Source organism: Thermosporothrix hazakensis (genome assembly GCF_003253565.1).
In the GTDB taxonomy this organism is placed as follows: domain Bacteria; phylum Chloroflexota; class Ktedonobacteria; order Ktedonobacterales; family Ktedonobacteraceae; genus Thermosporothrix; species Thermosporothrix hazakensis.
Genome location: NZ_QKUF01000021.1, coordinates 68657 through 91687 on the forward strand (window position 1 = coordinate 68657; position 23031 = coordinate 91687).

Annotated in this window: 17 protein-coding genes; 13 read left to right on the top strand and 4 right to left on the bottom strand. The window is 52.7% G+C overall.

Annotated elements, in window-relative coordinates; genetic code table 11:
* The first annotated feature begins 146 nt into the window (after positions 1-146).
* From EI42_RS22520 to EI42_RS22530, 3 genes are all read left to right on the top strand, one after another.
* Positions 147-1079, top strand: coding sequence for an ABC transporter ATP-binding protein (locus EI42_RS22520; protein WP_111324897.1), 933 nt, complete (start codon positions 147-149; stop codon positions 1077-1079).
* Positions 1080-1106: 27 nt separating this feature from the next.
* A complete protein-coding gene (locus tag EI42_RS22525; RefSeq protein ID WP_111324898.1) occupies positions 1107-2474 on the top strand; it encodes an ABC transporter permease in 1368 nt (455 codons plus the stop codon).
* A 291-nt stretch (positions 2475-2765) separates the two neighbouring features.
* Positions 2766-4430 (top strand): hypothetical protein, encoded by a 1665-nt coding sequence (locus EI42_RS22530; RefSeq protein ID WP_111324899.1) that lies wholly within the window; start codon positions 2766-2768, stop codon positions 4428-4430.
* An 8-nt stretch (positions 4431-4438) separates the two neighbouring features.
* On the opposite strand, the gene EI42_RS22535 is transcribed toward EI42_RS22530, so the two are convergent.
* Positions 4439-5869, bottom strand: coding sequence for a hypothetical protein (locus EI42_RS22535; RefSeq protein ID WP_137686163.1), 1431 nt, complete (start codon positions 5867-5869; stop codon positions 4439-4441).
* 224 nt (positions 5870-6093) lie between these two features.
* Here EI42_RS22535 and EI42_RS22540 point away from each other — a divergent pair, with 224 nt between their 5' ends.
* Positions 6094-7755: an ArnT family glycosyltransferase gene (locus EI42_RS22540; protein WP_111324901.1), complete on the top strand. Its 1662-nt coding sequence runs from the start codon at positions 6094-6096 to the stop codon at positions 7753-7755.
* 31 nt (positions 7756-7786) lie between these two features.
* Here the strand turns inward: EI42_RS22540 and EI42_RS22545 are convergent, their stop codons facing one another.
* Entirely contained in the window at positions 7787-9127 is a 1341-nt protein-coding gene (locus EI42_RS22545) for a hypothetical protein (protein ID WP_111324902.1), read from the bottom strand.
* Between the two features lie 515 nt (positions 9128-9642).
* On the opposite strand from EI42_RS22545, the gene EI42_RS22550 reads away from it, so the two are divergent.
* The 4 genes from EI42_RS22550 to dtd are packed head-to-tail and all read left to right on the top strand — an operon-like array spanning position 9643 to position 12695.
* Positions 9643-10302 (top strand): MBL fold metallo-hydrolase, encoded by a 660-nt coding sequence (locus EI42_RS22550; RefSeq protein WP_111324903.1) that lies wholly within the window; start codon positions 9643-9645, stop codon positions 10300-10302.
* Positions 10303-10322: 20 nt separating this feature from the next.
* On the top strand, positions 10323-11732 hold the full coding sequence (locus EI42_RS22555; RefSeq protein WP_111324904.1) for a UDP-glucose dehydrogenase family protein: 1410 nt from the start codon (positions 10323-10325) through the stop codon (positions 11730-11732).
* 4 nt (positions 11733-11736) lie between these two features.
* Complete coding sequence (acpS, locus tag EI42_RS22560) at positions 11737-12252, top strand: holo-ACP synthase (protein ID WP_211326314.1); 516 nt, start codon at positions 11737-11739, stop codon at positions 12250-12252.
* A complete protein-coding gene (dtd, locus tag EI42_RS22565) occupies positions 12249-12695 on the top strand; it encodes a D-aminoacyl-tRNA deacylase (RefSeq protein ID WP_111324905.1) in 447 nt (148 codons plus the stop codon). Before acpS ends, dtd begins: the two co-directional genes overlap by 4 nt.
* A gap of 65 nt (positions 12696-12760) precedes the next feature.
* Here the strand turns inward: dtd and EI42_RS22570 are convergent, their stop codons facing one another.
* Entirely contained in the window at positions 12761-13600 is an 840-nt protein-coding gene (locus EI42_RS22570) for a hypothetical protein (protein WP_137686162.1), read from the bottom strand.
* A 570-nt stretch (positions 13601-14170) separates the two neighbouring features.
* Between EI42_RS22570 and EI42_RS22575 the strand changes: the two genes are divergently transcribed.
* Together EI42_RS22575 and cysS are read left to right on the top strand one after the other, a co-directional pair.
* Positions 14171-14944, top strand: coding sequence for a TatD family hydrolase (locus tag EI42_RS22575; protein ID WP_111324907.1), 774 nt, complete (start codon positions 14171-14173; stop codon positions 14942-14944).
* A gap of 1 nt (position 14945) precedes the next feature.
* On the top strand, positions 14946-16133 hold the full coding sequence (gene cysS / locus EI42_RS22580) for a cysteine--tRNA ligase (RefSeq protein ID WP_111324908.1): 1188 nt from the start codon (positions 14946-14948) through the stop codon (positions 16131-16133).
* Positions 16134-16192: 59 nt separating this feature from the next.
* On the opposite strand, the gene EI42_RS22585 is transcribed toward cysS, so the two are convergent.
* Positions 16193-17368 carry a phosphoribosylaminoimidazolecarboxamide formyltransferase gene (locus EI42_RS22585; RefSeq protein WP_111324909.1) on the bottom strand — a complete coding sequence of 392 codons (1176 nt, stop codon included), beginning with the start codon at positions 17366-17368 and terminating at the stop codon, positions 16193-16195.
* A gap of 309 nt (positions 17369-17677) precedes the next feature.
* Here EI42_RS22585 and EI42_RS22590 point away from each other — a divergent pair, with 309 nt between their 5' ends.
* The 3 genes from EI42_RS22590 to EI42_RS22600 all read left to right on the top strand — a co-directional run bounded on the left by EI42_RS22590 (position 17678) and on the right by EI42_RS22600 (position 23028).
* Positions 17678-20011, top strand: coding sequence for an MFS transporter (locus tag EI42_RS22590; protein WP_111324910.1), 2334 nt, complete (start codon positions 17678-17680; stop codon positions 20009-20011).
* A gap of 11 nt (positions 20012-20022) precedes the next feature.
* On the top strand, positions 20023-21123 hold the full coding sequence (locus EI42_RS22595) for a hypothetical protein (RefSeq protein ID WP_111324911.1): 1101 nt from the start codon (positions 20023-20025) through the stop codon (positions 21121-21123).
* A 366-nt stretch (positions 21124-21489) separates the two neighbouring features.
* Complete coding sequence (locus EI42_RS22600; protein WP_111324912.1) at positions 21490-23028, top strand: APC family permease; 1539 nt, start codon at positions 21490-21492, stop codon at positions 23026-23028.
* Positions 23029-23031: the final 3 nt, after the last annotated feature.

Consider the following 23031-nt stretch of genomic DNA (forward strand, 5'->3'; position numbering starts at 1 on the left):
GCTCACATACTACCGGCGAATAACCTCATACGTATATGCTCTATGAGAAAAGGCACAGGGACATACTATCCTCCCAATACAAACCATGCAACGCTCTGGCAGAGAAAGATGCACAGCATAGAAGATAAAGAAGGAGATCCGCATACATGGGACTGACCGTGGAGCACATCAACAAATCGTTTGGCTCATTCCAGGCCATCAAAGAGCTCTCAATGGAAGTGAAAGAGGGCTCTCTATTTGGCTTTCTTGGAGCCAATGGCGCGGGAAAAACGACTACCATGCGCATGATTCTGGATATTATCCGCCCCGACAGTGGACGAATCACGTGGCAGGGCACACCCGTCCATGAGGTTCCCCGACATCACTGGGGCTACCTGCCCGAAGAACGGGGGCTCTATCCCAAAATGATCGTAGAAGAGCAATTGCTTTTTCTGGCGCGCCTCAACGGCCTATCAAAACAGGATGCACAGAAGGAACTTGACGAATGGTTGGAGCGCTTTCAAATCAATGCCAATCGGAAAAAGAAGGTTGAGGAGCTCTCGAAGGGGAATCAGCAGAAGGTACAGTTCTTAGCAACCATCATGCATAATCCCGATATCTTGATTATGGATGAGCCCTTCAGCGGTCTTGATCCGGTGAATGCCAATGTGTTGAAGGATGCCTTTCTTGAGATGCATCGTCGTGGCAAAACAATCATCTTCTCGACGCATCAGCTCGAACAGGTGGAGGAAATGTGCGAGGATGTTGTGATCATCAATAAGGGGGAGGTTGTCGTTCAGGGCAGTGTGCGCGAGATCAAGCGCCAGCATGGACGCAACATCGTCCGTATCAAACTGGACAACGACCCGGAATGTGCCTGGCTCGACACCATAGAAGGCGTTCAGGTACTTAAGCGGCGTCAGGATTATATTGAGCTGCGCATTCAACCCTCCGTCACTCCCAACACTATTCTCGCAGAGGCCCTGCGTCAGAATGGCATGGTCACGCTCTTCGAGCTGGTTGAACCATCTCTTACTGATATCTTTATCGCGCGAGTGGGGCAAATCGCGCTTCCCGATGCCCCTTCCCACTCTGCTTAGTATCTAGAAGAAGGAAAATGTCAGACCATGAGTCAGATACCGTCACCCCCAAACGAGAAACAGACAACGCTTGCTCCAGGGCAAGGAGGCGCCGCTTCACAACACACACTACGCAATATCTCCCTGATTATCGGACGAGAATATACTACCCGTGTAAGACAGCGCTCGTTTGTGATCAGTACCATCATTATGCTGATCATTGTTGCGCTTGGAACCTGCGTCCCGACCATTATCGCCTTCTTTAATCAGGGCAGTAACGACCAGAAAACCCTGACGGTTGCAAACAATGCAGGCTCCATCGCGGGTATGGAGAACACCACACTCCAGAAGACACTCTCTGATCTCCTGAATGGAGACGCCTCACACTATAAGCTGAAGCTTGAGCAGGGAAACAGCCAGCAACTTGAGCAGCAGGTAAAAGCAGGAAAGCTTTCTGTACTGGTTGTTATCGATCGAGGAGCCGATCAGAAGCTGCATTTCAAGTACTATACCAGCAATACCGATAGTATCGATCCCGATCAATCAGCAGTGCAAGCGATGGCGCAACAAATTGCCATTCTGGACCGGGCTAATCAGCTCCACCTGACCCCCCAACAGACACAGGATCTTTTTGCCCCCGTCACCCTTGACGTTGTAAAAACGCAACAGGATGCCCGCTCCGGGACAGACCTGGCTATTGGTATGATAACCGCCTTTATCGGCGTCATTCTGATCTTTGTCACTGTCTTTATGTATGGAATTCAGGTGGCGAACGGTGTCGCTGAAGAGAAGGGCAACCGCATCATTGAGATTCTGGTCAACGCCACAACGCCATTTCAGTTGATGGTTGGAAAGGTGATCGGAATCGGCGCGGTGGGGCTGACTCAGATGGCGGCACTGACCGTTACCGGGATTCTGTTCCTGCTACTTCAACATCCTTTGCAAAACGCTCTGGGCATCGGGCAGACCGGCATTACCATCGCGCTGGCAGGCGTTTCAATTCCGTTGCTACTGCTTGTCTTCGTCTTCTTTATTCTTGGTTTCCTGCTCTACGCAACCCTGTTCGCGGCAGTTGGTGCGCTGGTCTCACGGCAGGAAGAGGTCTCATCGGCCGCGACACCTCTTACCTGGCTCTTTATGATTGGCTACATCGTGAGTCTCTACGGCGCAACAACAGCAAGTGCGATCTGGTTCAAAATCCTGTCATTCATCCCCTTCTTTACGCCAACTGTGATGCTTGTGCGCGTGGGCACTATGTCAGCAGCGCCCTGGGAGATTGGGCTGAGCATTCTCCTGATGATTGCAGGAATCTTCGTGTGTGCATGGGTAGCCGCTCGCATTTATCGCCTCGGCATTTTGATGTATGGGCAACGACCGAATATGAAGGAAATCATCAGAATGATTCGCTCGAAATGAGCTGTTGCGGGGTCCATCGGTAATGGACCTCGCTTTTTCTATATGGCCCTATAAGAAATTTGTACCAGCAATGATTGAGCTATAGGCTAAAAACTGTAGAGATATTTTCCCGATATCTACGCTTCCTTTCTTGCAAAAATAATAACATTCCTCGCACTACAAATACGAAATATTGAAAAGGCTCTCTATGCTATAATAGTAGCATGTCGGTCAGGCGGCAATGAGATCATAGCTAAAACCACAGATACGCCGAACAGGAGTGCTGGGATAAGAAACGTGGAGGGGAGCTTTATGGGGACGCTGCAAACATCGGCACCACAACGTGATTTTGAGGTCAAGACACATACATTTTTAGAGCAAGCAAGGACACGTCAGGAACTCTACCAGGAACAGTATCATCTGTTGAGAAGCCGACTGATCCGTCTGCAAACGCAACTACGACAAGCGCAGAGGCACAGCAGGACAGCGCCAGAGAGAGTGGAGCGACTGCGCACAAGCATCGCCGAGAATCAGAATAGCCTGCATATCCTGCTTTCCTGGATGGAAGATGCACTTGAGAACTACCACATCTTTCTGGAACAAGAGCGCGAGAACAGCAAGCGCTATCAGCAAGAACGCCAGAATCTGAAAAGGCTCATGCGCCAGTGCGCCACGCAGCAGCGCCGACTCCAACGAGGGGGAACACTGGATAAATACGAGTTCCGAGAGTTACAGAAGCTCATTCGCCTGATGCCAGCATTACAGCAACGCCTCAATACACTTGGCTCCTCAGAAATCCAGAGCATGCAATCACAGCTCGATTTGTTAACCCTCAAAAAATATACCGATGAAATCAGGGAACAGCTTTTCCCGACCACTACCATTTTTACCACCCTCAAAACGCTCTGGAACTGGGCACAGCGCAGCACATCCCTGACGCTCGGGAGCATGTGCATACTGGTCGGGCTCTTCCTGCTGATCAATCTCTGGACCCCTCATTTTCACCCGGGCGCCCAGTTTCATCACCTCTGGCACTATTACCTGAGCGCCCCGGCAGCCTTTACCGGGGGGATCTTTGGCGTATGTAACCTGTTACTCAGCACCTGTATTCTCACCCTGACAGGGCCAACCCGGGATATGAGACGCGAGCTACACTACCTGCGGACGCGCTTTGGCTCTATCGCGGGCTCGCTCTACTGGTTCCTGTTGCATAGCCTGCTTGGCATGCCCATCCTCGCGCTGGTTGCCATCGGGCTGGATCTTTTTGTTGGCTATCTCTTTGCCGAGGTCATGGTACATCATCTGTACATGCCCCGTTTTGCCAACAGCAACGCGATTGTTCTGGGCGTCGTGCTGAACTGGTTTCAAGCGCCCTTCGGGGGAACGCTCTACACTGTCCGTCAGGCCCTGCTCTTTGGTTTTATCCCGCAGATTGATAAGGAGATCAACCGACTTGAACTGTTACTCCAATCGCGCAGGCGTGCGGCACGTTCCCCGCGCATTCCCGACGGCTTCTACCTGAAAGGAGTCAATTTCCTGCTCATCCTCTGTATCGCAGAATTCCTCCTGGTCGGGCTGTTGCTCAACGGCTTTGGCTTTGCCTCCGGCCCCAATCCATCCCAATGGGAGATGGGCGTTATCTCGGTGCTTTCAGGCATCAACGGGATAGCCACAGGCTATCTGTTCACCTGGATAGCAACGCTGGTTATCTGGTTTACGCAGGTTGGTTGGCCCCAAAGCAAAGATGACTGGTTGAGCTTCCAACAAACCACCCTTCCGACCATGCTTCTTTCAACTTTCGGGGCAATGGCTCCATTTCTGGCAATTGTGGCGCTCTCCCTGTTTGCTTCGCCGCAGCTCAATCAGGCAGCGCTTACGCCACAAAAAATAGCCCTGAACGTCTGCCTGTCACAACTCTTCGGTGCGTTACTCTCGCAACTGGTGACCGCGTGGCAGGCACGACGAATCAGGGCCTGACGTCCTTTTCAGGAGGGGATGGAGGCAACCATTCCCTCTTTTCTTTTCGCATCCTCTTCAGGTAAATAGCCATGCACACGCGTCCAGCGAAGCAACTGCTGCATTTTCGTCTTCGTTTTTTTCCGTTGCTCAAGCACCTTCGAGACCTGCTGTATCAGCGCGCGCTTCTCGTCCAGCACGATCGCTGGATGCACCATCGCACAGAGCACCGCGTCATGTCCGAAATAGAGCCGGTCTTCGTCATATGCGTGGGCAGCAACTTCGAGCAGGCGCACAGGATCATAGCCCCCATTTGCCGCGACCACCAGACGGGCGAGCTTGACGAATTTGGGCAGCGCGATCTGTCCGTCTGGCTGAAATAGTGGATCACCCGGTTCCCCGCAGAATTGCAGGAGTGCGCTCAAGAGCTCAGGCTTGCGCACGGCCGGCACCGCTTCGGCAGGCAGATACTCGTTTTGACGCAAAAAGGCAAAGAGCTGTTGTGCCTCCTCATCGGGCGCAAAGCTCTCATATAACGCCTGATAAAGGCTGTCTGTCACCGGCTTTGCGGCAAGAAAGCGCTGCCAGCTACTTACCTGACGCAACTCATCTAGTAACGCGGGCGATGGCTCAACTGTCAACACATTCAGGGTTTCCAGCGTGCTATCTGCGAACATCACCATCCGCTCTAAAACAGGGCGAGCAAGTGCCGACAGCGGGAAAGCGCCCACGCTCATATAGAGGTTCTCACCCTCTTCGTCCAGAGGATCAGCAGTAAGCGCCTCGGCACAGGCTCTCAGGAATGGCTGTCGCACACGCCCGGGCAGGTACTTGAGCGCTTTCCAGCTATAACGCTCACGGCTGAAGTGACGATACATGCGCCAGCTCCGCAGATCTTCTACCACAGACGCATGCTCAAGTCGCCCATATGCCAGCAGCAGCAGCCAGGCTTCAACTCCGGCATAAAAGCTCGGATAGGGTGCCTGAAAGCTAGTAAGACCCGCCTGCACCAGTGCCTGTAAGCGTGCAAACGCCGCTGGTTCGGAGGAACGAGCCAGCGAGCCAAGCGGGTGCAGATGATACTGCTGATTCTCTGTATCGGTCCAGCGCTCAACCTCGGAGACCTCCCAATCGCCAGCCTCTACCAGAACACACAACGTATCGTAGAGATCACGATTCCACCAGCAGGCGAGGGCAGTGCGTCCCTGTTCGATCAGTTCTACACGCTCGGCATAGGATAGTTCCAGCAAGGCCCTGCGGGCCCGCTGATAGGCATCATACTGCCTGTCGAGAATGTACTGATGGGATGGCTCAAAGAGTGTATTCAGCTCCTCTGTACAGCCATACCACTCATACAGCCGGAACACAGAGAGTGTCGAGCAGGTTGCTGCATATCCCAGCACATTTCGCTGCGAGCAGACAAGGGGATACAGCAACGACCAAAATTCCTGTAGCTTCATGTCTGATATATTACCATCAAAAAAATCGGTTTCCTACTCTCTTTTCTCCTACTTAATAGCTATAGAGGACGAAGGACACTGGCATAGAGAAAAGCCCTATAGTATAGTAGAGGTAAAGAAAAAACATAAATACCGCATGAGATGGGTTATTTTTTCTTGTCTTGAGGGAGGAAAAGGCTATTTTAAACGTACGATGGTTTAAAAAGAACCCCTATACCTATAGTATGATTCTAATTGTTGTCCTGGCCACACTCTTTCGCTGTATACTTCTTGCATTTAACTGGCCGACAACCAATAGCGATGAGGGAAATTTGGGGATCGCGGGCATGCGCATCGCCTTTCATGGGGAATTGCCGATCTTCTTCTATGGTCAGGCATATATGGGCCCGGTAGAATCGTATCTGGCAGCGCCACTCTTTCGTTTGTTCGGTCCCTCACTCTTCACGCTGCGCTTCAGCCTTATCTTGATGTATGCCGGTTTTCTTATTGGAACCTATTTCCTGGTGCGCTTGCTCTACACCGAACGCTACGCGCTGGCATCGGTGTTGCTGCTCAGCTTTGGTTCACCCGAAGTGATCCTGCGCCTGATCAAGGCCGTCGGTGAGTATCCAGAGATGACGGTTGCCGCACCCTTTATTCTGCTCATTGCTACCAAGCTGGCCCTGACAGCCCCCACCAGAGAGCGCCCATCTCCTATGGTGCCGTGGAAACGGTACATGCTCTTTGCGCTTCTGGGAGTCATTTTCGGGGTCATCCTCTGGGTAGACCTTATCATTCTGCCCTTCGTTGTCACCGCCTCGATTTTCCTGCTGATCTTCTGCTGGCGGGAGGCACGGAGCTGGCCGCTGCTCTGCATTATCGGGGGACTGCTGCTGGGGCTTTTCCCTATGATCTATTACAATATCTCGCTGCTGTCCGATATGAAGGTATTTCTGGAACAGAACTCGGTCTCTGTGCTCCTTCATATGCATGGCGTCAGTGATGGGGTAATGGCAGAGAAACATCTGACCCTGCTCCATCAGCTTTTGGGCTCCATCATGATCGCGCTGCCACTGGCAACAGGCGCGTACCCATCCTGCCCGGATCAGGACTGGATTCTCTTTGGACATCCCACCTCTGCCACCATCGGCTGCTCAATCGCCTCACTGACCTGGGGAATTGTGTTTCTGCTGCTCATGGCACTGGCAACCATTCTGGCTATTGTTGCGGTCTGGCGTCATCGAGCAATCTTCCGTTCTCAGGATGCCGAGAAACGAGAGCTGTTTATTCTGAAGAGTGCCCGCGTTATGGTCCTGCTCAGCGCCTGTCTGACCTTCGGGCAATATATCACAAGCACCCACGGAGCGGTCTATCCTGTGACTTCAGCTCGCTACCTCAGTTGCTTGTTGGACACCATGCCCGCGATTTTCTGGCCTGTCTGGGTAGGTGCCGGGCGCCTCTTCAAAGCGATCAACTGGAAACAGCGTGCGTTGGGCATTGTCAGCAGCATCCTGCTGGCGATTCTGTTTGTAACCTTTGTGCGGGGTACAATTGGAACAATTCGAGATGTGCCCGATGCGTACCGCAACTATCAGCAACGGGATCGTCTGGTGAACCACCTGCTTTCTATTGGTGCGACCCGCATCTATTCAGAGTACTGGACCTGCAATGATCTGATCTTCCATAGCAAAGAACAGATCATCTGTAGCGTGCTGTATCCCAATCTCCGCCCGGGTCTGACGAGGTATCGGCCCTATCAGGCGATGGTTGATCAGGCGCCGGTCAAGGCGTATATCTTCCCGAAGAGCGCCGAGCATCTCAAAGCGCTAGAGAAAAAGATGCAGGGAACAAACTATAAGAAAGAGATCTTTGAAGATCGCTACGTGATTTATTATATTCCGCAATAATAAGCGGGTAAGGGATCGAATACTCGATCCCTTATTTTTTCGGTGTTGGTGTTGTATTCGCTTTCGGCGTCGCCGTGCCTTGTGGTTGGGTCAGTTTCGCCTTTTCCTCCTCCAGCTTCCGCTTCAAGGCACGCAGATAGGCCTGCGCCCCATCCAGATCGGTCTGAGTGATCGTATTGAGCTGTTTGGGCATATGTGTTACCTGATCTTCCCAGGTTTTCAGGATCTTCTCAATCGCAGCCAGTGTTTGATTGTCCTGTCTGACCGCTGCTAGCATCCCGCGCGCCGTCTTAAATGCCTGATACATCGCCGAAAGGAAATTTCCGGCAATACTCGCCCCGGCCTGAATGACAGGCGAGATGAAAACGTCATAGGCGACGCGCGTCAGCTTTGCCGCAGCCATTGCTCCATCAAGCGTAAAGCCCTCAAGGTTGTCCAGTGCCATGAGCAGCTCTTTCCGGGCCGACTCCGCACCTTGAGCCACACCCTTATTAAAGGCATCTTCAATCTGGCGCTGAACGTTTGCCCCCACATCACCGGCGATCTGTGGCACGCGGGGAGCAAGCTGATACGCGGCAATGCCAGCACCCGCAGCGGTCGCCGCTCCCAGACCAAGCAAGACCCCGCGGCGGGTCCACTTCCCCCTCTTCTTCCGCGGGCGCCCGGCCTTCTTGCCAACCATCTCCTCATACTCGTCCTCGTCAATTACCTCTTCCTCATAGGGCGCGTCATCATAGTCCTCGTCCTCAAAGTCATGCGAGGGCGGTGTGCGATGTACAGGCGAGCGCAACGAGGTGCTCCCTTGCCGCGACGGCACAGCAGGAGGCAGGACAACAGAACGCCGCGAGCGCCCGGAAGCGCTATGGTCGATATACTCATCTTCAGCAAGGTCGTCGTATCCAACATCTGGATCGGCTTCAATATCAAGAGGAGCAAGCTCGTTTTCCTCGTCATATTCTTCCATAAGCTTGCGGGTGGATGGCAGATGAGGAGGAAGGTGCACGCTCTCGGTACGACGCGGACGAGCGCGACGAGATGCAGGCGTATAATGAACGAGATCATCAGACGTACGAGGATGCCGCCTCGCCAGCTCATCCGTTTCAGGCGAGATGGCCTCTTCTTTTTCAGCCAGCTCATGCACTTTGCTGGCGATAATACGCTGTCGCAACAGTTGCCGCGTTCGGCGTGGATCGGGTCGCTGTGCTAACAGAATACCGGAGCGGCTCCCGGTCTCTTCGCGGCCGTTGAGCGCTTCACTCGATCTGGTTCCTGTTATTTTCCCGCTTCGACTACGCAACGGATCATATTCATATCCATACTGACGGCCAGGACTTCTCCGATACATTCTGCGTTCCTGTTGATCCTTTGCCATTGAAACTTCTTTCCTCCTGGATGAAAACCAACCACTGAAAAATTGAACATCTGCACACCTTTGCACAAAACCGACGAACACGGTGGGCGTCCATTAGACATTCTACAGCATCTTTTTTATTCAAGTCCAGTTTTCTGCTATAAAGAATACTTGCGCTTGATCTATTGCCTCAACCTTTCTCTCCCGAACAGGACAAATGGCCTGAGCGTCCCCAAAGCACGATACATTAGGAATATTCTGCTATCTCAGTACTCTCCCATCCTATTCTTTCGTAAGAAACCGGTAGAGGAAAAAGGCCCTCGCTTTCGGCCCATAGCGCCTCTTTTCTCAGCAGAGGCATCTGGTACGCCAGAACTATAAGAAATTGTATAGCGCAGAAACCCCTGTCGTCTTCTGCATTGGAACCAGGAATGAGACTGTATTCTCTGGCGAAAAAACGTTCCATGAGAGATTGCAGGGCTTATGTTATAATGAGAGTCAGTATTTGGCGCACCGATCAGAAGGGAAGAAACAGTATGTCAGAGACAGCAAATCACCAGGATCAGCCCATTATTGCGTGCATCACCGTGGGGGAACTTGCTGAGAACTGCTACCTCTTCGCCTGTCCGAAGACGCGTGAAGCAGTGATCATCGATCCCGGCGATGAAGCCGAGCGCATCCTGAATGCCATAAAAGAGCTACAGATCACCCCAAAATATATTCTGAATACGCACGGCCATTATGACCACATCTGCGCTATTGACGCGGTCAGCGAAGTCTATCCCGTCCCGCTGGCAATCCACTCCGCCGACCTGTATATGTATACCGACGCAGATACAGCCCGTATGCTCGGGAAAGAAGGCCCCCTGGTCAAGCGCAAACCGGACATGCTCTTGAAAGAGGGTGACCGCTTCACTATCGGCACGCTTTCGCTTGAGGTGATTGAAACCCCGGGCCATTCGCCCGGAGGTGTCAGCTTCCTGTGTCCTGAGTATTGCATTTTTAGTGGTGATACGCTATTTTATCGCGGTATAGGGCGTACCGATTTGCCGGGCGGAGATTATGAACAGATTGTTCATTCGATCCGAACCAAACTCTATACGCTTCCCGAAGATCTGGCGGTCTTTCCCGGTCATGGAGAGCCCACTTCTATAGAAGAAGAAAAATACGAAAATCCTTTTGTCAGCTTAGACTAATTACGAGGAGAAACACTACCGTGGCTGTCATCAGTGTTATTGGTACCGGGTATGTCGGACTTGTCACCGGAACCTGTCTTTCCGATATGGGAAACCAAGTTACCTGTATCGATATTGTTGAAGAAAAAATTGAGAAACTGAATAACGGCATTCTCCCAATCTATGAGCCCGGCCTTGAAGAGATGGTCGAACGGAACGTCGCAGCGGGACGCCTCCATTTCACAACGAGCTATGCCGAAGGCTTGAAAAATGCAGAGTTCATCTTTATTGCGGTCAACACTCCACCAAGCTCCGTCGCTGGTGGCGCAGATATGCGCTTTGTGGAAAGCGCGGCCCGCATGATCGCCGAGGAGCTGGATCACTACGCGATTATCATCAACAAGAGTACCGTTCCTGTCGGCAGTGGTGATATTGTTTCGCGTATCGTTCGCAACAATCTCAAGCGTCCGGATGTCACCTTCTCGGTCGTCTCGAACCCCGAGTTCCTGCGCGAAGGTGATGCAATTAAAGACTTCCAGAATCCCGACCGCGTGGTGCTTGGCTCCTCCGAGCGAGACGCCGCCGAAAAGGTCGCACGCCTCTACCTGCCTCTCCGTGCGACGATCATGATCACCGACATCTACACCGCCGAAATGATTAAATACGCCTCCAATGCCTTCCTCGCAACCAAGATCTCCTTCATTAACGAGATCGCTCAGATCTGCGAGCGCCTGGGAGCCGACGTCAAAGAGGTTGCCAATGGCATGGGCTATGACAGGCGTATTGGTCGCGACTTCTTAGATGCTGGCCTGGGATATGGCGGTAGCTGCTTCCCGAAAGATGTACGTGCGCTGGCCCACATGGCCGATGAAGCGGGCCTCCATCCTCAGATGCTGCATGCCGTCATGGAGATCAACCATGATCAGCGCCGCCTGGTTGTCAACAAGCTGACAGACATTCTTGGCTCCCTGCGCGGCTGCGTGATCGGCATTCTGGGTCTGGCCTTCAAGCCCAATACTGATGATATGCGTGAAGCGCCCTCTCTCGATATTATCCGCTGGGTGACCGCTCAGGGTGCAACCGTGCGCGCCTATGATCCTGTTGCCCGCGAAACAGCCGTCGAGGCCATGAAACTTCATTCTATTTCGCTCGACAATGTCACGTTCTGTGAAACTGCATACGACGTTGCAGAAGGCAGTGACGCGCTTGTCCTCGTGACACACTGGAACGAATTCAAGTCGCTCAATATGCAGCGTATTCGCGAGTCCATGCGCCGCCCGATTCTCATCGATGGCCGCAATATGTATGAGCCATCCGAGATGACAAATTGTGGCTTCATCTATCGCGGCATGGGTCGTGGTTCCGGCCCCGCGCCGACCATTCTACCGCCGGGAGACACCACAAGCACACTGCCAAGCGAGCCAGCGCTAAGCCTGACAGAAGGGGACTAATGCTATGTCAACTCAAGACCGTCCACTCCTCTTTACACCATTGATTCGCCAGCCGGGCGAACCTATTCCCGATTGGATCTTCGGGCCCACCGGAGTGGCCGGTCTCCCGGCCCCACTCACCCCACCTCAGGGCGTGAATGTGGCGGTCGGCATTGACATTATCGAGGTCGAGCGAATCCGAAACGTCTTTGAAAAACATGGAGAACGTTTCTTAAAGCGCATTTATACCGATAATGAGATTGCGCAGTGTCGCGGCAAGGCTGCTCGATTGGCTGGCCGCTTCGCCGCAAAAGAGGCCATCAGCAAAGCGCTTGGCACCGGTATTCACGGTGTCAAGTGGCGCGAAATGGAGGTCGTTCAGCTTGCCAGCGGACGTCCAAGCGTTCGCCTGCACGGTGTGGCAATGCTGCGCGCCAAACAGTTAGGATTGAGCGCTTTCGATGTAAGCATTGCTGATCTGGCCCAGTTTTCAATTGCGATTGCCGTTGCTATTCAAACCAGCCAGAAAGAAAACGAATGAGAGCACTGATTCAGCGTGTCAGCCAGGCCAGCGTCACTGTTGATGGGCAGCGTATCAGCGAGATCGGACAAGGAGTCCTGATCCTGCTTGGTATCGGCCAGGGAGACGGAGAAGCACAGCTCAAGAAGATATGCGAGAAGATCGTTCATTTACGCATCTTTGAGGATGAAGAGGGCAAAATGAACCGCTCGCTCCTCGATATCAACGGGCAAGCGCTGGTCGTCTCTCAGTTCACGCTCTATGCCGACGCCCGCAAAGGTCGCCGCCCGAGCTTTATCAACGCCGCCTCTCCAGCGCTTGCCGAACCGCTGGTCCAGCGCTTTCAGGAGATGATCGCGTCTTATGGGATCCCGGTTGCCGGTGGTATCTTCGGCGCTGATATGAAGGTTGGCCTGATCAATGACGGCCCGGTCACTCTCTGGCTTGACAGCGACCAACTCTAAGCAAAAGAACCAGGAAGAGGGTCTGCGCATGGGCAGGCCCTCCTGCTTTTTACCCATTTGTTCGGTTAAAACGGCTCCTCAACCCACATATCGAAAAGAGCATCATTGGAAGCACTCTCAGAATCGCTCGGATCAGGTACTCTCTTCCAGAGCTTTCCAGGCTTTAACTTCATCAGTATATCCTCGATGCGATACACAACATCATGGATACCATTTTCATTATAATATCGCACAAATTCACTTAGTACGATTATAAAATATTTTGGCATGTAATACTCTAAGTAGCCCGGTATAGCTTGCTGAATAAGATCCCTCAACATATTTGCTTCTTCAGGGGTCCAGACAAAAAAGCCAACTTGAGAAAAGAAGGTGACTTCATCTTCTTCAGGGAATAACAAGAGCAGCGAATCCGACCCATCTCCATTCTGTGCAGCTCGTCCATATGAGTACTGCTGACTTTCACGCCAACGCCACTCTCGCTCATGGGTCCAATCTAACGGATGATTCTTTTCCTGACGATTGGGATCAAGCGTGATATACCTATACTGTTCGCTCAGAGGCAACAGGTTTTTGTCGATTACCCGAATATTGCCTTGATCTTGCACAATACTTACACCTGGCACCGATAAGCCATAAACAGCGGGTCGAGCGCCTGCTTTAAAGAGTTCGCGTTTGAGCAAACATACTCCATAAGGAGCACACCAGGCATAATTATTACGAGCAACAACATATTGAAGAAAATTGATAATTGGCATCTCAGTGAAGCAAACCGCTGGTATTCCGCCATAAATAGTCGGCTTTCCATTCCGCCTACCAAACGCTGGCTTAAGACCTCTAGAAGTCACTATTTGTTTGAGCACCTCAAAAGCCTCAGGACAGGGATTACAGAGGAGTTCATTATCCATACTCCACGTAGTCCTTGCATACAGCTTTACACCATCCTTTGGAACACGAACAAAATGAATAGCCCATTCTGTAACATCTGTTCTATTACTTGTGATATACATGTAGTTACCCCCATAAATATTTCTACTGTTTATTAAGACGCTGTCGTGAAATATTTTTAAAGCACCATTTCATTACTATGATTATTAACCATAATATATATAAGTATGCGCGCTATTTACTTTATCTTCTTTAACCTTATAAAGCATTTTCCCTCAAATAGACCCGTCTGTTTCTTTCCCCTTGCGCCGTCCTCAGAGCTCCACACATTGACACAACAATAACCGTCTCTTATACTACATAAAATGAAGCGACAAAAAAAGAACCAGCAGGGCAGGATGGTCGAGTTGCTTGCTTCCCGTGAAAACCCGGGCATAGAATGCCGCCACAAAGTGTTCTCATATACGGGTGTACAATAAAGTACAGGCCACATATACCTGAGGAGCAGAGTCATACAGGCGGGCAAGCACAGGAGGAAAAGACCGCTCCTCTTATTTTAGAAATTCAGATGCGAAAGGATAGTAAGACAGGTGCTCGTCGATAGCCACGCACATGTTGACACAGAGCGCTTTGATCCTGACCGCGAAGCAGTTATCAAAGCCGCACTTGCAGGAGGCATCACACGAATCATAGATCCCGGCTGTGACCTGCCTTCCAGCAAGGCAGCGCTACAGCTTGCAAAAGATCACCCGGGCGTCGTTTTTGCCGCAGTAGGCGTGCATCCACACGATGCAACCACCTACAATGACGCTGTTGCAGCCGAACTTCGGGCTATGGCTCAGGAACGCGAAGTTGTTGCAATCGGCGAAATCGGGCTCGACTACTTCCGTATGCTTTCTCCCCGTGATGTACAGCGAGCAGTGTTCAGCGCACAGCTTCAGCTTGCTCGTGAACTGGATTTACCTTGCATTATTCACGTTCGCGATTCCTATGATGATGTGATTGAGCTGCTACGGGAACAGGGCCCGGGCCTGCGGGGAGTTTTTCATTGCTTCTCGGGAACGGTAGCACAAGCAAAGGAATGTCTGGAGTTCCCCGGCTTCATGCTTTCTTTTGCTGGCCCTCTGACAAAACAGGGGAATGAGCTTCCAGAAGTTGCTCGTATGGTCCCTCTTGATCGCGTTCTGGTTGAAACCGACAGCCCCTATCTGGTGCCAAAACCAGTGAAAGCCAGACGAAATGAACCGCTCTTCGTCAAGCATGTCGCCCAAAAACTGGCAGAGATTCGCGACATGTCCTTTGCCGAGATTGCCCGAATTACCTCTGACAACGCCATCCGCTTGTTCGGTCCAGGAGTAAATTAGAATGAAGCTTTTCAACACGCTGAGCCAGGCCAAAGAGATTTTCACCCCACTCGAAGATAACCTTGTCCGTATGTATGTCTGCGGCGTCACCCCGTATGACACCACACACTTAGGGCACGCCTTTACCTATGTTACCTTCGATACATTGAAGCGCTATTTAGAATTCAAGGGCTATACTGTTCGCTATGTTCAGAATGTAACCGATATTGACGATGATATCCTGCGGAAGTCCCGTGAGGTCGGTATGGCCTGGGATGAACTGGGACGAAAAGAGACAGAACGCTATCTCCGCGATATGGATATGCTCAATGTCAAGCGTCCCGATGTCTATGCCAGGGCTACCGAAGAGATTCCGGGCGTCATCGAGGTTATAAAGGGCCTGATTGAAAGAGGATTGGCCTATGTTAATGAGGGCTGCGTCTTTTATAGTGTACAGAAAGATCCAGATTTTGGCGAACTGGCTCGTGCGATCGGCCTGAACAACTACGAATCCATGTTGAACGTCGCGAATGAGCGCGGCAACTATCCCGATGATCAGCGCAAAAAAGATCCACTGGACTTTGTGCTGTGGCAGGCTCAGGCCCCCGGTGAACCAGCCTGGGAAAGCCCCTGGGGGCCAGGACGTCCCGGCTGGCACATCGAATGCAGCTCAATGATCCTGCATCATCTTGGACCACAGATTGATATTCATGGAGGCGGCGCGGACCTCGCCTTCCCACACCATACCTGCGAGATCGCCCAATCAGAGCACTACACCGGGAAACATCCTTTTGTGCGCTTCTGGATGCACGTTGGAATGGTCTATCAGGACGGAGAGAAGATGAGTAAATCTCTGGGCAATCTCACCCTGATCAGCGATTTGCTGAAAGAATACAGCGCCGATACCATCCGCCTGACACTGTTGAGTCACCACTATCGCCAGCCCTGGGAGTGTTATCAGGCTGACCTGCGAGCAAGTGAGAAAATTGATACGCTGTTCCAGCGGCTTCGAGCGCTGGTCGGCAAGCAGCCCGAGGGCGAGAATCTGGCCCTGCGCGAGCAATTTGTTGCGGCAATGGACGATGATTTCAATACCCCACGTGCCATCGAAACTCTGCACACCGCAGCAACCGATGCACTTGCAGCCAGCGATCACGCAACCGGCGCCGAGGTACTCCGCCTTGCCACTGTCCTGGGCCTCTGCGTCTAACAGAAAATCTCGCAAGCACCTTGAGAGGCTCTGTCACATGGCAGAGCCTCTTGTCTTGCTTAGTGGTGGAACAGGCGCACGCCCGTAAAGGCCATTACCATGCCATACGCGTCGCAAGCCTCGATCACATCCACATCACGCACTGACTCGCCGGGCTGCACAATGTATTTCACACCATATAAGGCGGCAAAATCAATGTTATCGCGGAAAGGGATAAAGCCATCAGAGCCAAGCGACACCCCCTTCAGGTTGCTCAGCCATTCTTGCTTCTCCTGCGCCGAGAGACGAGGTGGCACCTTCTCAAAGAGCTGCTCCCATTCCTTCTCTTCAACCGCGGTCAGGTCATCGCGCAAATAGGTATCGACTGCGTTTACCCGGTCCTGCCGCTTCACTCCTGCCTTGAAAGGAAGAGAGAGCGCCGCAGGATGCAGCCGTAAATACCAGTTGGCCGCTTTCTCCGCAGCGACACGCGTACACATAATGCGCGACTGGCCGCCGGCACCAATACCGATCGCCTGCCCATCATAGGCAAAACAAATAGAGTTCGACTGCGTGTACTTGAGCGTGACCAGCGAAACCAGCAAATCACGCACTGCTTCTTCGGGTAGCTCTTTGTTCCGGGTCGGAACGTTTTTTAACCACTCCGCACTCGCAATCGCATTGTTGCGCTTCTGCTCAAAGGTAATCCCGAAGACATCACGTGTCTCCATCTCTTCCGGCTCATAGTTTGGATCGATCTGCAAAATGATATAGCTTCCCTTTTTCTTCTTGCGAAGCAACGCCAGTGCCTCTGGCTCATAGCCGGGAGCAATCACGCCGTCAGAGACTTCGCGACTCAGCAATTTCGCGGTCGCATAGTCAACAATATCGCTCAGTGCTGCCCAGTCTCCAAAGGAAGCCTGTCGATCAGCGCCACGGGCTCGTGCATAAGCACTGGCAAGCGGCGAGAGTTCCAGATCCTCAACGCCATACGCCTTCTGCAAGGTCTCACTTAAAGGCAGACCAACAGCCGCGCCAGCCGGACTGACGTGTTTAAAAGAGGTTGCCGCCGGAAGCCCGACCGCCATCTTTAACTCACGGACCAGTTGCCAGGAGTTTAAGGCATCCAGCAGATTAATATAGCCGGGTGCACCATTGAGTACAGTAAAAGGGAGAGCTCCCTGCTTCATAAAGACACGCGCAGGCTTCTGATGGGGATTGCAGCCATAGCGCAAAGTAAGCTCATTCGTTTCCATGATGTGTCCTTTCGTATGCAGGATGAACCGGCAGCTTTGTTGTCCGGTACCGTCCATCTTTATCTTACACTGTGCGCTCTCGCATGAGCAAACACATCTCCTGAATTCCTGCAATTCCCAAAAGTACCATTTCACAGAGAGATACGGCAAAGCCCGGTTCTTTCTGATAGAAGAGACAGCAGGCGCAACGATTCCGCCGGCCCTGTCGTACGTCATAGTAATAGAAGCAATCATCAGACCCTTTATCAGGACGCTTTCACGCGCTCCCCGCTGCCTTCAAGGGCAGTGTAGCATTTCAACGGGGGAAGAATGGATACTCACGCAGACGATCACGTTTCCTCTTCACATATCGATATCAGCGATCTGCCCACTCGTCCGGCCTCGGAACAGCCAGCAGACGCAATACAACCGCGCCGCCCCAACAGAACAGCGCTTGCAGCCCTGACGGTTGCCTGTATCGGGGTATTTTTCACAGCGCTGGATCAAACGGTTGTGGTGACAGCGCTGCCACAAATTATTGTAGATCTCAATATCCCGATCACGCGCCTGGATAACGCCTCATGGATCGTTAGCGCTTATCTGCTCGGCTTTGTGCTTGCGATGCCACTGATGGGGCGCGTCTCTGATATCTATGGGAGAAGGCGCGTCTTTCTGCTCTGCCTGTTGATCTTCGGGCTTGGCTCTCTCTTTTGTGGCGTGGCGCCCATACTTGGCAAATATGCCCCGCTGGGCTTTCTTAGCCTGTTCCATCTTGACCCCGCATCTTCCGGGCTCATCTGGCTTATTCTGGCGCGTCTGGTGCAGGCGATAGGTGGCGGGGCAGTGGTCCCGGTTGCAATGGCAATCGTGGGCGATTTTTACGGGCCAGAACGCCGGGGGATCGCGCTTGGTATTATCGGTGCAGTCACCGAAATTGGTGGCGTGCTAGGGCCTGTTTATGGGGCTTTTCTTGTCGAGCATTGGGGCTGGCAATCCATCTTCTATCTCAACATCCCGCTAGTACTCGTGATTATGATAGCTGGCTGGAAGCTGATTCCACAGGGAAGCAGGCTTCATGAAGGGATCGACTGGTTGGGCTCACTGCTACTTGGCATTGCCTTAACCTGCCTGAGCCTCGGCCTGGCTCAACAGGGGACCTCACTTGGTCCAGCCACGGTACAACAAACGCAACCGCAAAACAACCCGATCATGTTGCTGCTCTCGGTAGTGTTTCTGGTTGCCTTCTTGCTGGTCGAGCGCAAGACGCGCTGGCCCGTCGTAGACCTCTCGCTTTTCAAGAACCTCTCTTTTAGCGCCTCCTCGCTGGTCAGCCTGCTGGTGGGGGCCGCGCTGATTATCGCGATGGCCGATATCCCTATCTACATGGATACGGTGCTTCAGCACTCCGTGATGGATAGCGGTCTCGCGCTACTGCGCATGACGGCTTTTATTCCTCTTGGTGCGCTGCTTGGTGGCTGGCTTTGCAACGCGATTACCTGTCGCTGGACCGCCGTGCTCGGCCTGCTCTACACAGCAACAGGCTTCTATCTGATGAGCCGCTGGCCAATCAATGTAGGCTGGACACAAATCACCATCAGCACTGTAACCGCGGGCCTGGGTTTCGGGTTGGTCATCTCTCCGATCAGTACAACCGCGATTAACGCTGTACGGGCCCGACAAGCGGGCATGAGTTCAGCGATCGTGACCGCGCTACGTATGGTTGGTATGATGCTTGGTCTGGCCGCACTGACCTCATGGGCCCTGGCCTCCTTTCAGGCACAACTACAGCACTATCAGGCGCTCCCAAAAAACGCAACCGCCGGGCAATATATCATCTGGGCGCAGGGCTATGCAGTGCACGCGATCAAGACGGCCCATAGCGTCTATAACAACGTCTTCTTTGCCACCATGTTCCTCTGTCTGCTGGCAATCATTCCGGCCTTCTTTCTCTGGGGAAACAAACCACCCGTTGAGGGAACGGTACAGCTCACGAAGCCAACCCGCCAGCGAAAACCGATAATTGCCGCCACCAGTATCGCCCTGAGCGCGATTTTGATTGGTGGCGCCTTCCTCGGCTTCCTGCTCAGCCGGGATATGATGACCCCGGGCAAGCCAGACGCCTCGCTGGTGGGCAAGCAGAAGTTTCAGGTGGGACTGAATAAAGAGGCGCTCACCTCGCTTTTTACCTCGCAACTCGGGTTACAGCAGGAGACGATCAAGAACTTTTCAGTGGCTCCTGCCGCCAATAACGGGCTGCTGCTGAATATGACGCTGCACCTCGATACCAACGGACTCAAGCGCGACCTCCCGGTATCACTGGAAGGCGCTTTAACGCTGGACCATCAGCAGAATCTCCACCTGCACATCACCCATATGACACGGGATGGGCAGGCAGCCGACGCGGCAACAATCGCCCGGATGCAGAAAGCTGTGGATACCATGTTCAGCGAAGCCGTCATACCAGCGCTACGAACGCAACTGAGCGGCGTCAAGCTCGTTGCGGTTCAAACCGGCACAGGGATGCAGTGCAGCCCGAAAACGCAGATGCTTGTTCTTGTGCTGGAGGTACCCGTTCCAGCGGATATCTCAATCCCGTCAATGCCTGATACTTTCTGTCTGACCGGACCCATTGATCTGAACGCCTTGCCGCCAATCCAGCCATAGAAAGGGAAACGATGAACATTAAACGCAGCATCCTCATCGCCATAGTGGGAATCACGCTTCTCGGCAGCCTCTTTCTGGCCCCGCTGTCGGTGGCAGCGCGCCCGGAGACGTCCCAGGCCACAACGACAATCAACACCAGCATCTACCTGACGGCAGAAGCTCTGAAGCCATACTTCCAGGAACGTATCAACCAGCAGGTGCCGCAGAGCGTCAATGGCGTCATCGATTCGCTGGTGAAGAAACAGCCACAACAGCAGCAGGGCTGGATGAAAGCAATGGCCGGAGCGCTGTTACAACCCGGCGCGACCCTGACCGACCTGACCACACAGCAAGATGGGCTGGTTACCTCTTTGCGCCTGAGTCTGTATCAGGGAGACCCCAAACCGACCGACGCGCAACTACTGGTCACATTGAGCGTGCTCGATCAACAGACAATCCAGGTCAGTGCGAAGCCACTGGCACACAGCCCGGCACTCTTTCAGGGCCCACTGACCACCCTGCATGTTCCACTGGGCCAGTTGCAACAGATCACAACAACGCCCTCGTGTGGTCAGAGCGCCCTGGGCCTGGATCTCGGGCTCCCACTCAGCTTCAAGGAGAACAAGCCAGAGAACAGCCCACAATCAACAACCCTCGCGTCACTGCAACCGCTCGCAATGACACAACAGGCAGGGCTCTCAGGAACCGTGATCGAGATCCCGGAAACCTCACTTGCCTCTATCGGTAAAGGGATCGGGGCCCTCTCACTGGGCAATAACCTGTACGCCCGCAATATACAGATCTCTGTGCAGAATGGACAACTGGTCAGCGTCTCAGATATCACGCTTGGTCAGTCACTCAAACTGGGTGTTGCGACAACGCTTATTCAGCCCGACGCGGCCCAGGGGAAGCTGGCAATGAAGGTCCAGAAAACGACGCTGAAAGTCCTCTCGCTCTTTGACTTTGAAGTTGATGCCTACAATCAGCAGATAGAGCAGCAGATCAACATGCAGTTGAATACAGCCCTTGCCAACACGTTTACCGTGACAGAGGCAACGATTGGCTCAAATGCCTCCGTCCCCTGTACCGCGAACACGAGCTTGCTGCTAACAGGCACACTTAGAGCACTCTAAAAGCCAGGGCGCAGAGCGCAGGGTTTGTCCCTGCGCTCCTGCCCTTTCCTCACGCTCAAGAAGAAGCGATATCGGCAGAGGCCCAACCATGTAGTCAAATATTCCCACTTTTTCCTGCTCATTCTCTAAATCAGTTATGCTATGTTACACTTATTTTCATAAGATTGTTTTATCTAATAACGCACAACAACTCTATATATAGAGAGTCTGGAGCAATACAGAAAGGAAACAACGGTAAAAGGGGTACTCGATTAAGCACTGCTACAGGAAAATCCTGTACGTAGCCATACGTGAAAAGCATATATGTCGGTGTGTGGATGATCGGCAGCTCTGCTGATCTTATGTAGTAAGGGAGTAAAGAAACATATGGCTTCATCTGAACAACAAACCTCATCGGTTCCAATGGCGCAGGAACTGAGAACGCCACCCCCCGGGCAGATGACCGCAACCCACCTTAGAAGAGGAAATGAACGGCATTTGATCTCAGAAAGCTACGTCCCTCAGACGATGCCCGCTCTCCTGGGAACCTGGGATATGACGACAACCTTTCTCTTCTCAACCTACCTGATCTCTTGCGCGTCTGTTACCGCGCTCAATGGGGTGATCTCGCTGGTCTATCTCTTGCTGGCCTTCCTGACTTTCTATCTGCCAAGCCTGATCGCCACCATCCAACTTGGCGTTCTCTTTCCCTATGAAGGCTCGCTCTATAACTGGGCATATAAGGCGCTAGGCGGCTATGGAGGCTTCTTCGCGGGCTTCTGTGCCTGGTTTCCCGGAGTATTGATCTCGGCCAGTTCGGTTGATCTGATTATCACCTATATTCAATCAATGCATCCCGGCTGGCTTCTGCCTCCCTGGCAACAGGGCCTTGTCATCTGTGGCATTCTGCTCCTTGTCGGCCTGCTTTCAATCCAGCGCTTTCGGATTATCCAGAACCTTATCAATCTACTGGCCTGCCTGATTTTCTGCGGGTCCATTCTCCTCTGCGTCTCAGCGGTCGTCTGGCTTAGCAAAGGGAACGCTCCGGCCACCCATTTTACCGACCTGAACTCCTGGACACCGCGTATTGATACAATCTCGCTGTTCAGTATCATGACCTTTGCCTTTCTTGGCACAGAAAGCCCATTGATTCTGGCCGGAGAGATGAAGAGCCACCAGAACATCAAGCGACATCTCTGGCTCGGGACAGGGCTGCTCATCACACTCTACCTTGCAAACGCGGTCTCTATGCTGATTGTGCAGGGAGAGAACGGAGACCCCACCCTTTTCGCAATGGTACGCACTGTTGACATTGCGCTCGGGAAGCCATTTGGGACGCTGGCTGCGATCTGCATTATGGGTTCCAGCCTGGGAACGGTGATGGTCTACAACTACATGTACGCCCGTCTGCTCATGGTTGGCAGCATTGACCGTCTGCTCCCCCTCGCAATTGGTAAGCTCAATAAACATCGTGTCCCGGCCAACGCGATTCTCTTTCAAACCTGCCTGGCAATCCTCTTTACGGCCTTCATCTTTATTGTGGCTCCGCGCCTGCTTCCACATGGACAACGTGTCGCCTTCGCGATTCAGGCTTACCATGTCAGTCAGGCAGCCGCAACTCTGATCTGGGCTATTTCAACGGGAGTGCTCTTTATCAGCCTGATTGGAAACTACATCCGCCATCGTGCCCTGTTTCAGCAGCGAAAAGTGTTTCCTACGCCATTGATCTGGCTAAGCTCGATTCTAGGCCTCACCAGTTGCATCGTCACCATTGTCGATACGCTCTTTTTCTCCTGGACCCCCTTGATCAAAAACTATCAGTGGTGGTATCTGGTTGGCAGCCTCACCTTGATCTTCCTGATCTTTGCCGCGGTCGCCAGCATGCTCGCCAACAGTGAAGCCGCCTGGCAGGATATCCGCAAATAACCC

Excerpts from the sequence above, each read along its gene's own strand:
- EI42_RS22585 (WP_111324909.1), bottom strand. The coding sequence starts at position 17,368 with ATGGAAACGAATGAGCTTACTTTGCGCTATGGCTGCAATCCCCATCAG.
- EI42_RS22550 (WP_111324903.1), top strand. The coding sequence starts at position 9,643 with ATGTCAGAGACAGCAAATCACCAGGATCAGCCCATTATTGCGTGCATC.
- EI42_RS22540 (WP_111324901.1), top strand. The coding sequence starts at position 6,094 with ATGATTCTAATTGTTGTCCTGGCCACACTCTTTCGCTGTATACTTCTT.
- EI42_RS22570 (WP_137686162.1), bottom strand. The coding sequence starts at position 13,600 with ATGGATAATGAACTCCTCTGTAATCCCTGTCCTGAGGCTTTTGAGGTG.
- EI42_RS22530 (WP_111324899.1), top strand. The coding sequence starts at position 2,766 with ATGGGGACGCTGCAAACATCGGCACCACAACGTGATTTTGAGGTCAAG.
- dtd (WP_111324905.1), top strand. The coding sequence starts at position 12,249 with ATGAGAGCACTGATTCAGCGTGTCAGCCAGGCCAGCGTCACTGTTGAT.
- EI42_RS22545 (WP_111324902.1), bottom strand. The coding sequence starts at position 9,127 with ATGGCAAAGGATCAACAGGAACGCAGAATGTATCGGAGAAGTCCTGGC.
- EI42_RS22595 (WP_111324911.1), top strand. The coding sequence starts at position 20,023 with ATGAACATTAAACGCAGCATCCTCATCGCCATAGTGGGAATCACGCTT.
- EI42_RS22535 (WP_137686163.1), bottom strand. The coding sequence starts at position 5,869 with ATGAAGCTACAGGAATTTTGGTCGTTGCTGTATCCCCTTGTCTGCTCG.
- cysS (WP_111324908.1), top strand. The coding sequence starts at position 14,946 with ATGAAGCTTTTCAACACGCTGAGCCAGGCCAAAGAGATTTTCACCCCA.
- EI42_RS22600 (WP_111324912.1), top strand. The coding sequence starts at position 21,490 with ATGGCTTCATCTGAACAACAAACCTCATCGGTTCCAATGGCGCAGGAA.
- EI42_RS22525 (WP_111324898.1), top strand. The coding sequence starts at position 1,107 with ATGAGTCAGATACCGTCACCCCCAAACGAGAAACAGACAACGCTTGCT.
- acpS (WP_211326314.1), top strand. The coding sequence starts at position 11,737 with ATGTCAACTCAAGACCGTCCACTCCTCTTTACACCATTGATTCGCCAG.
- EI42_RS22520 (WP_111324897.1), top strand. The coding sequence starts at position 147 with ATGGGACTGACCGTGGAGCACATCAACAAATCGTTTGGCTCATTCCAG.
- EI42_RS22590 (WP_111324910.1), top strand. The coding sequence starts at position 17,678 with ATGGATACTCACGCAGACGATCACGTTTCCTCTTCACATATCGATATC.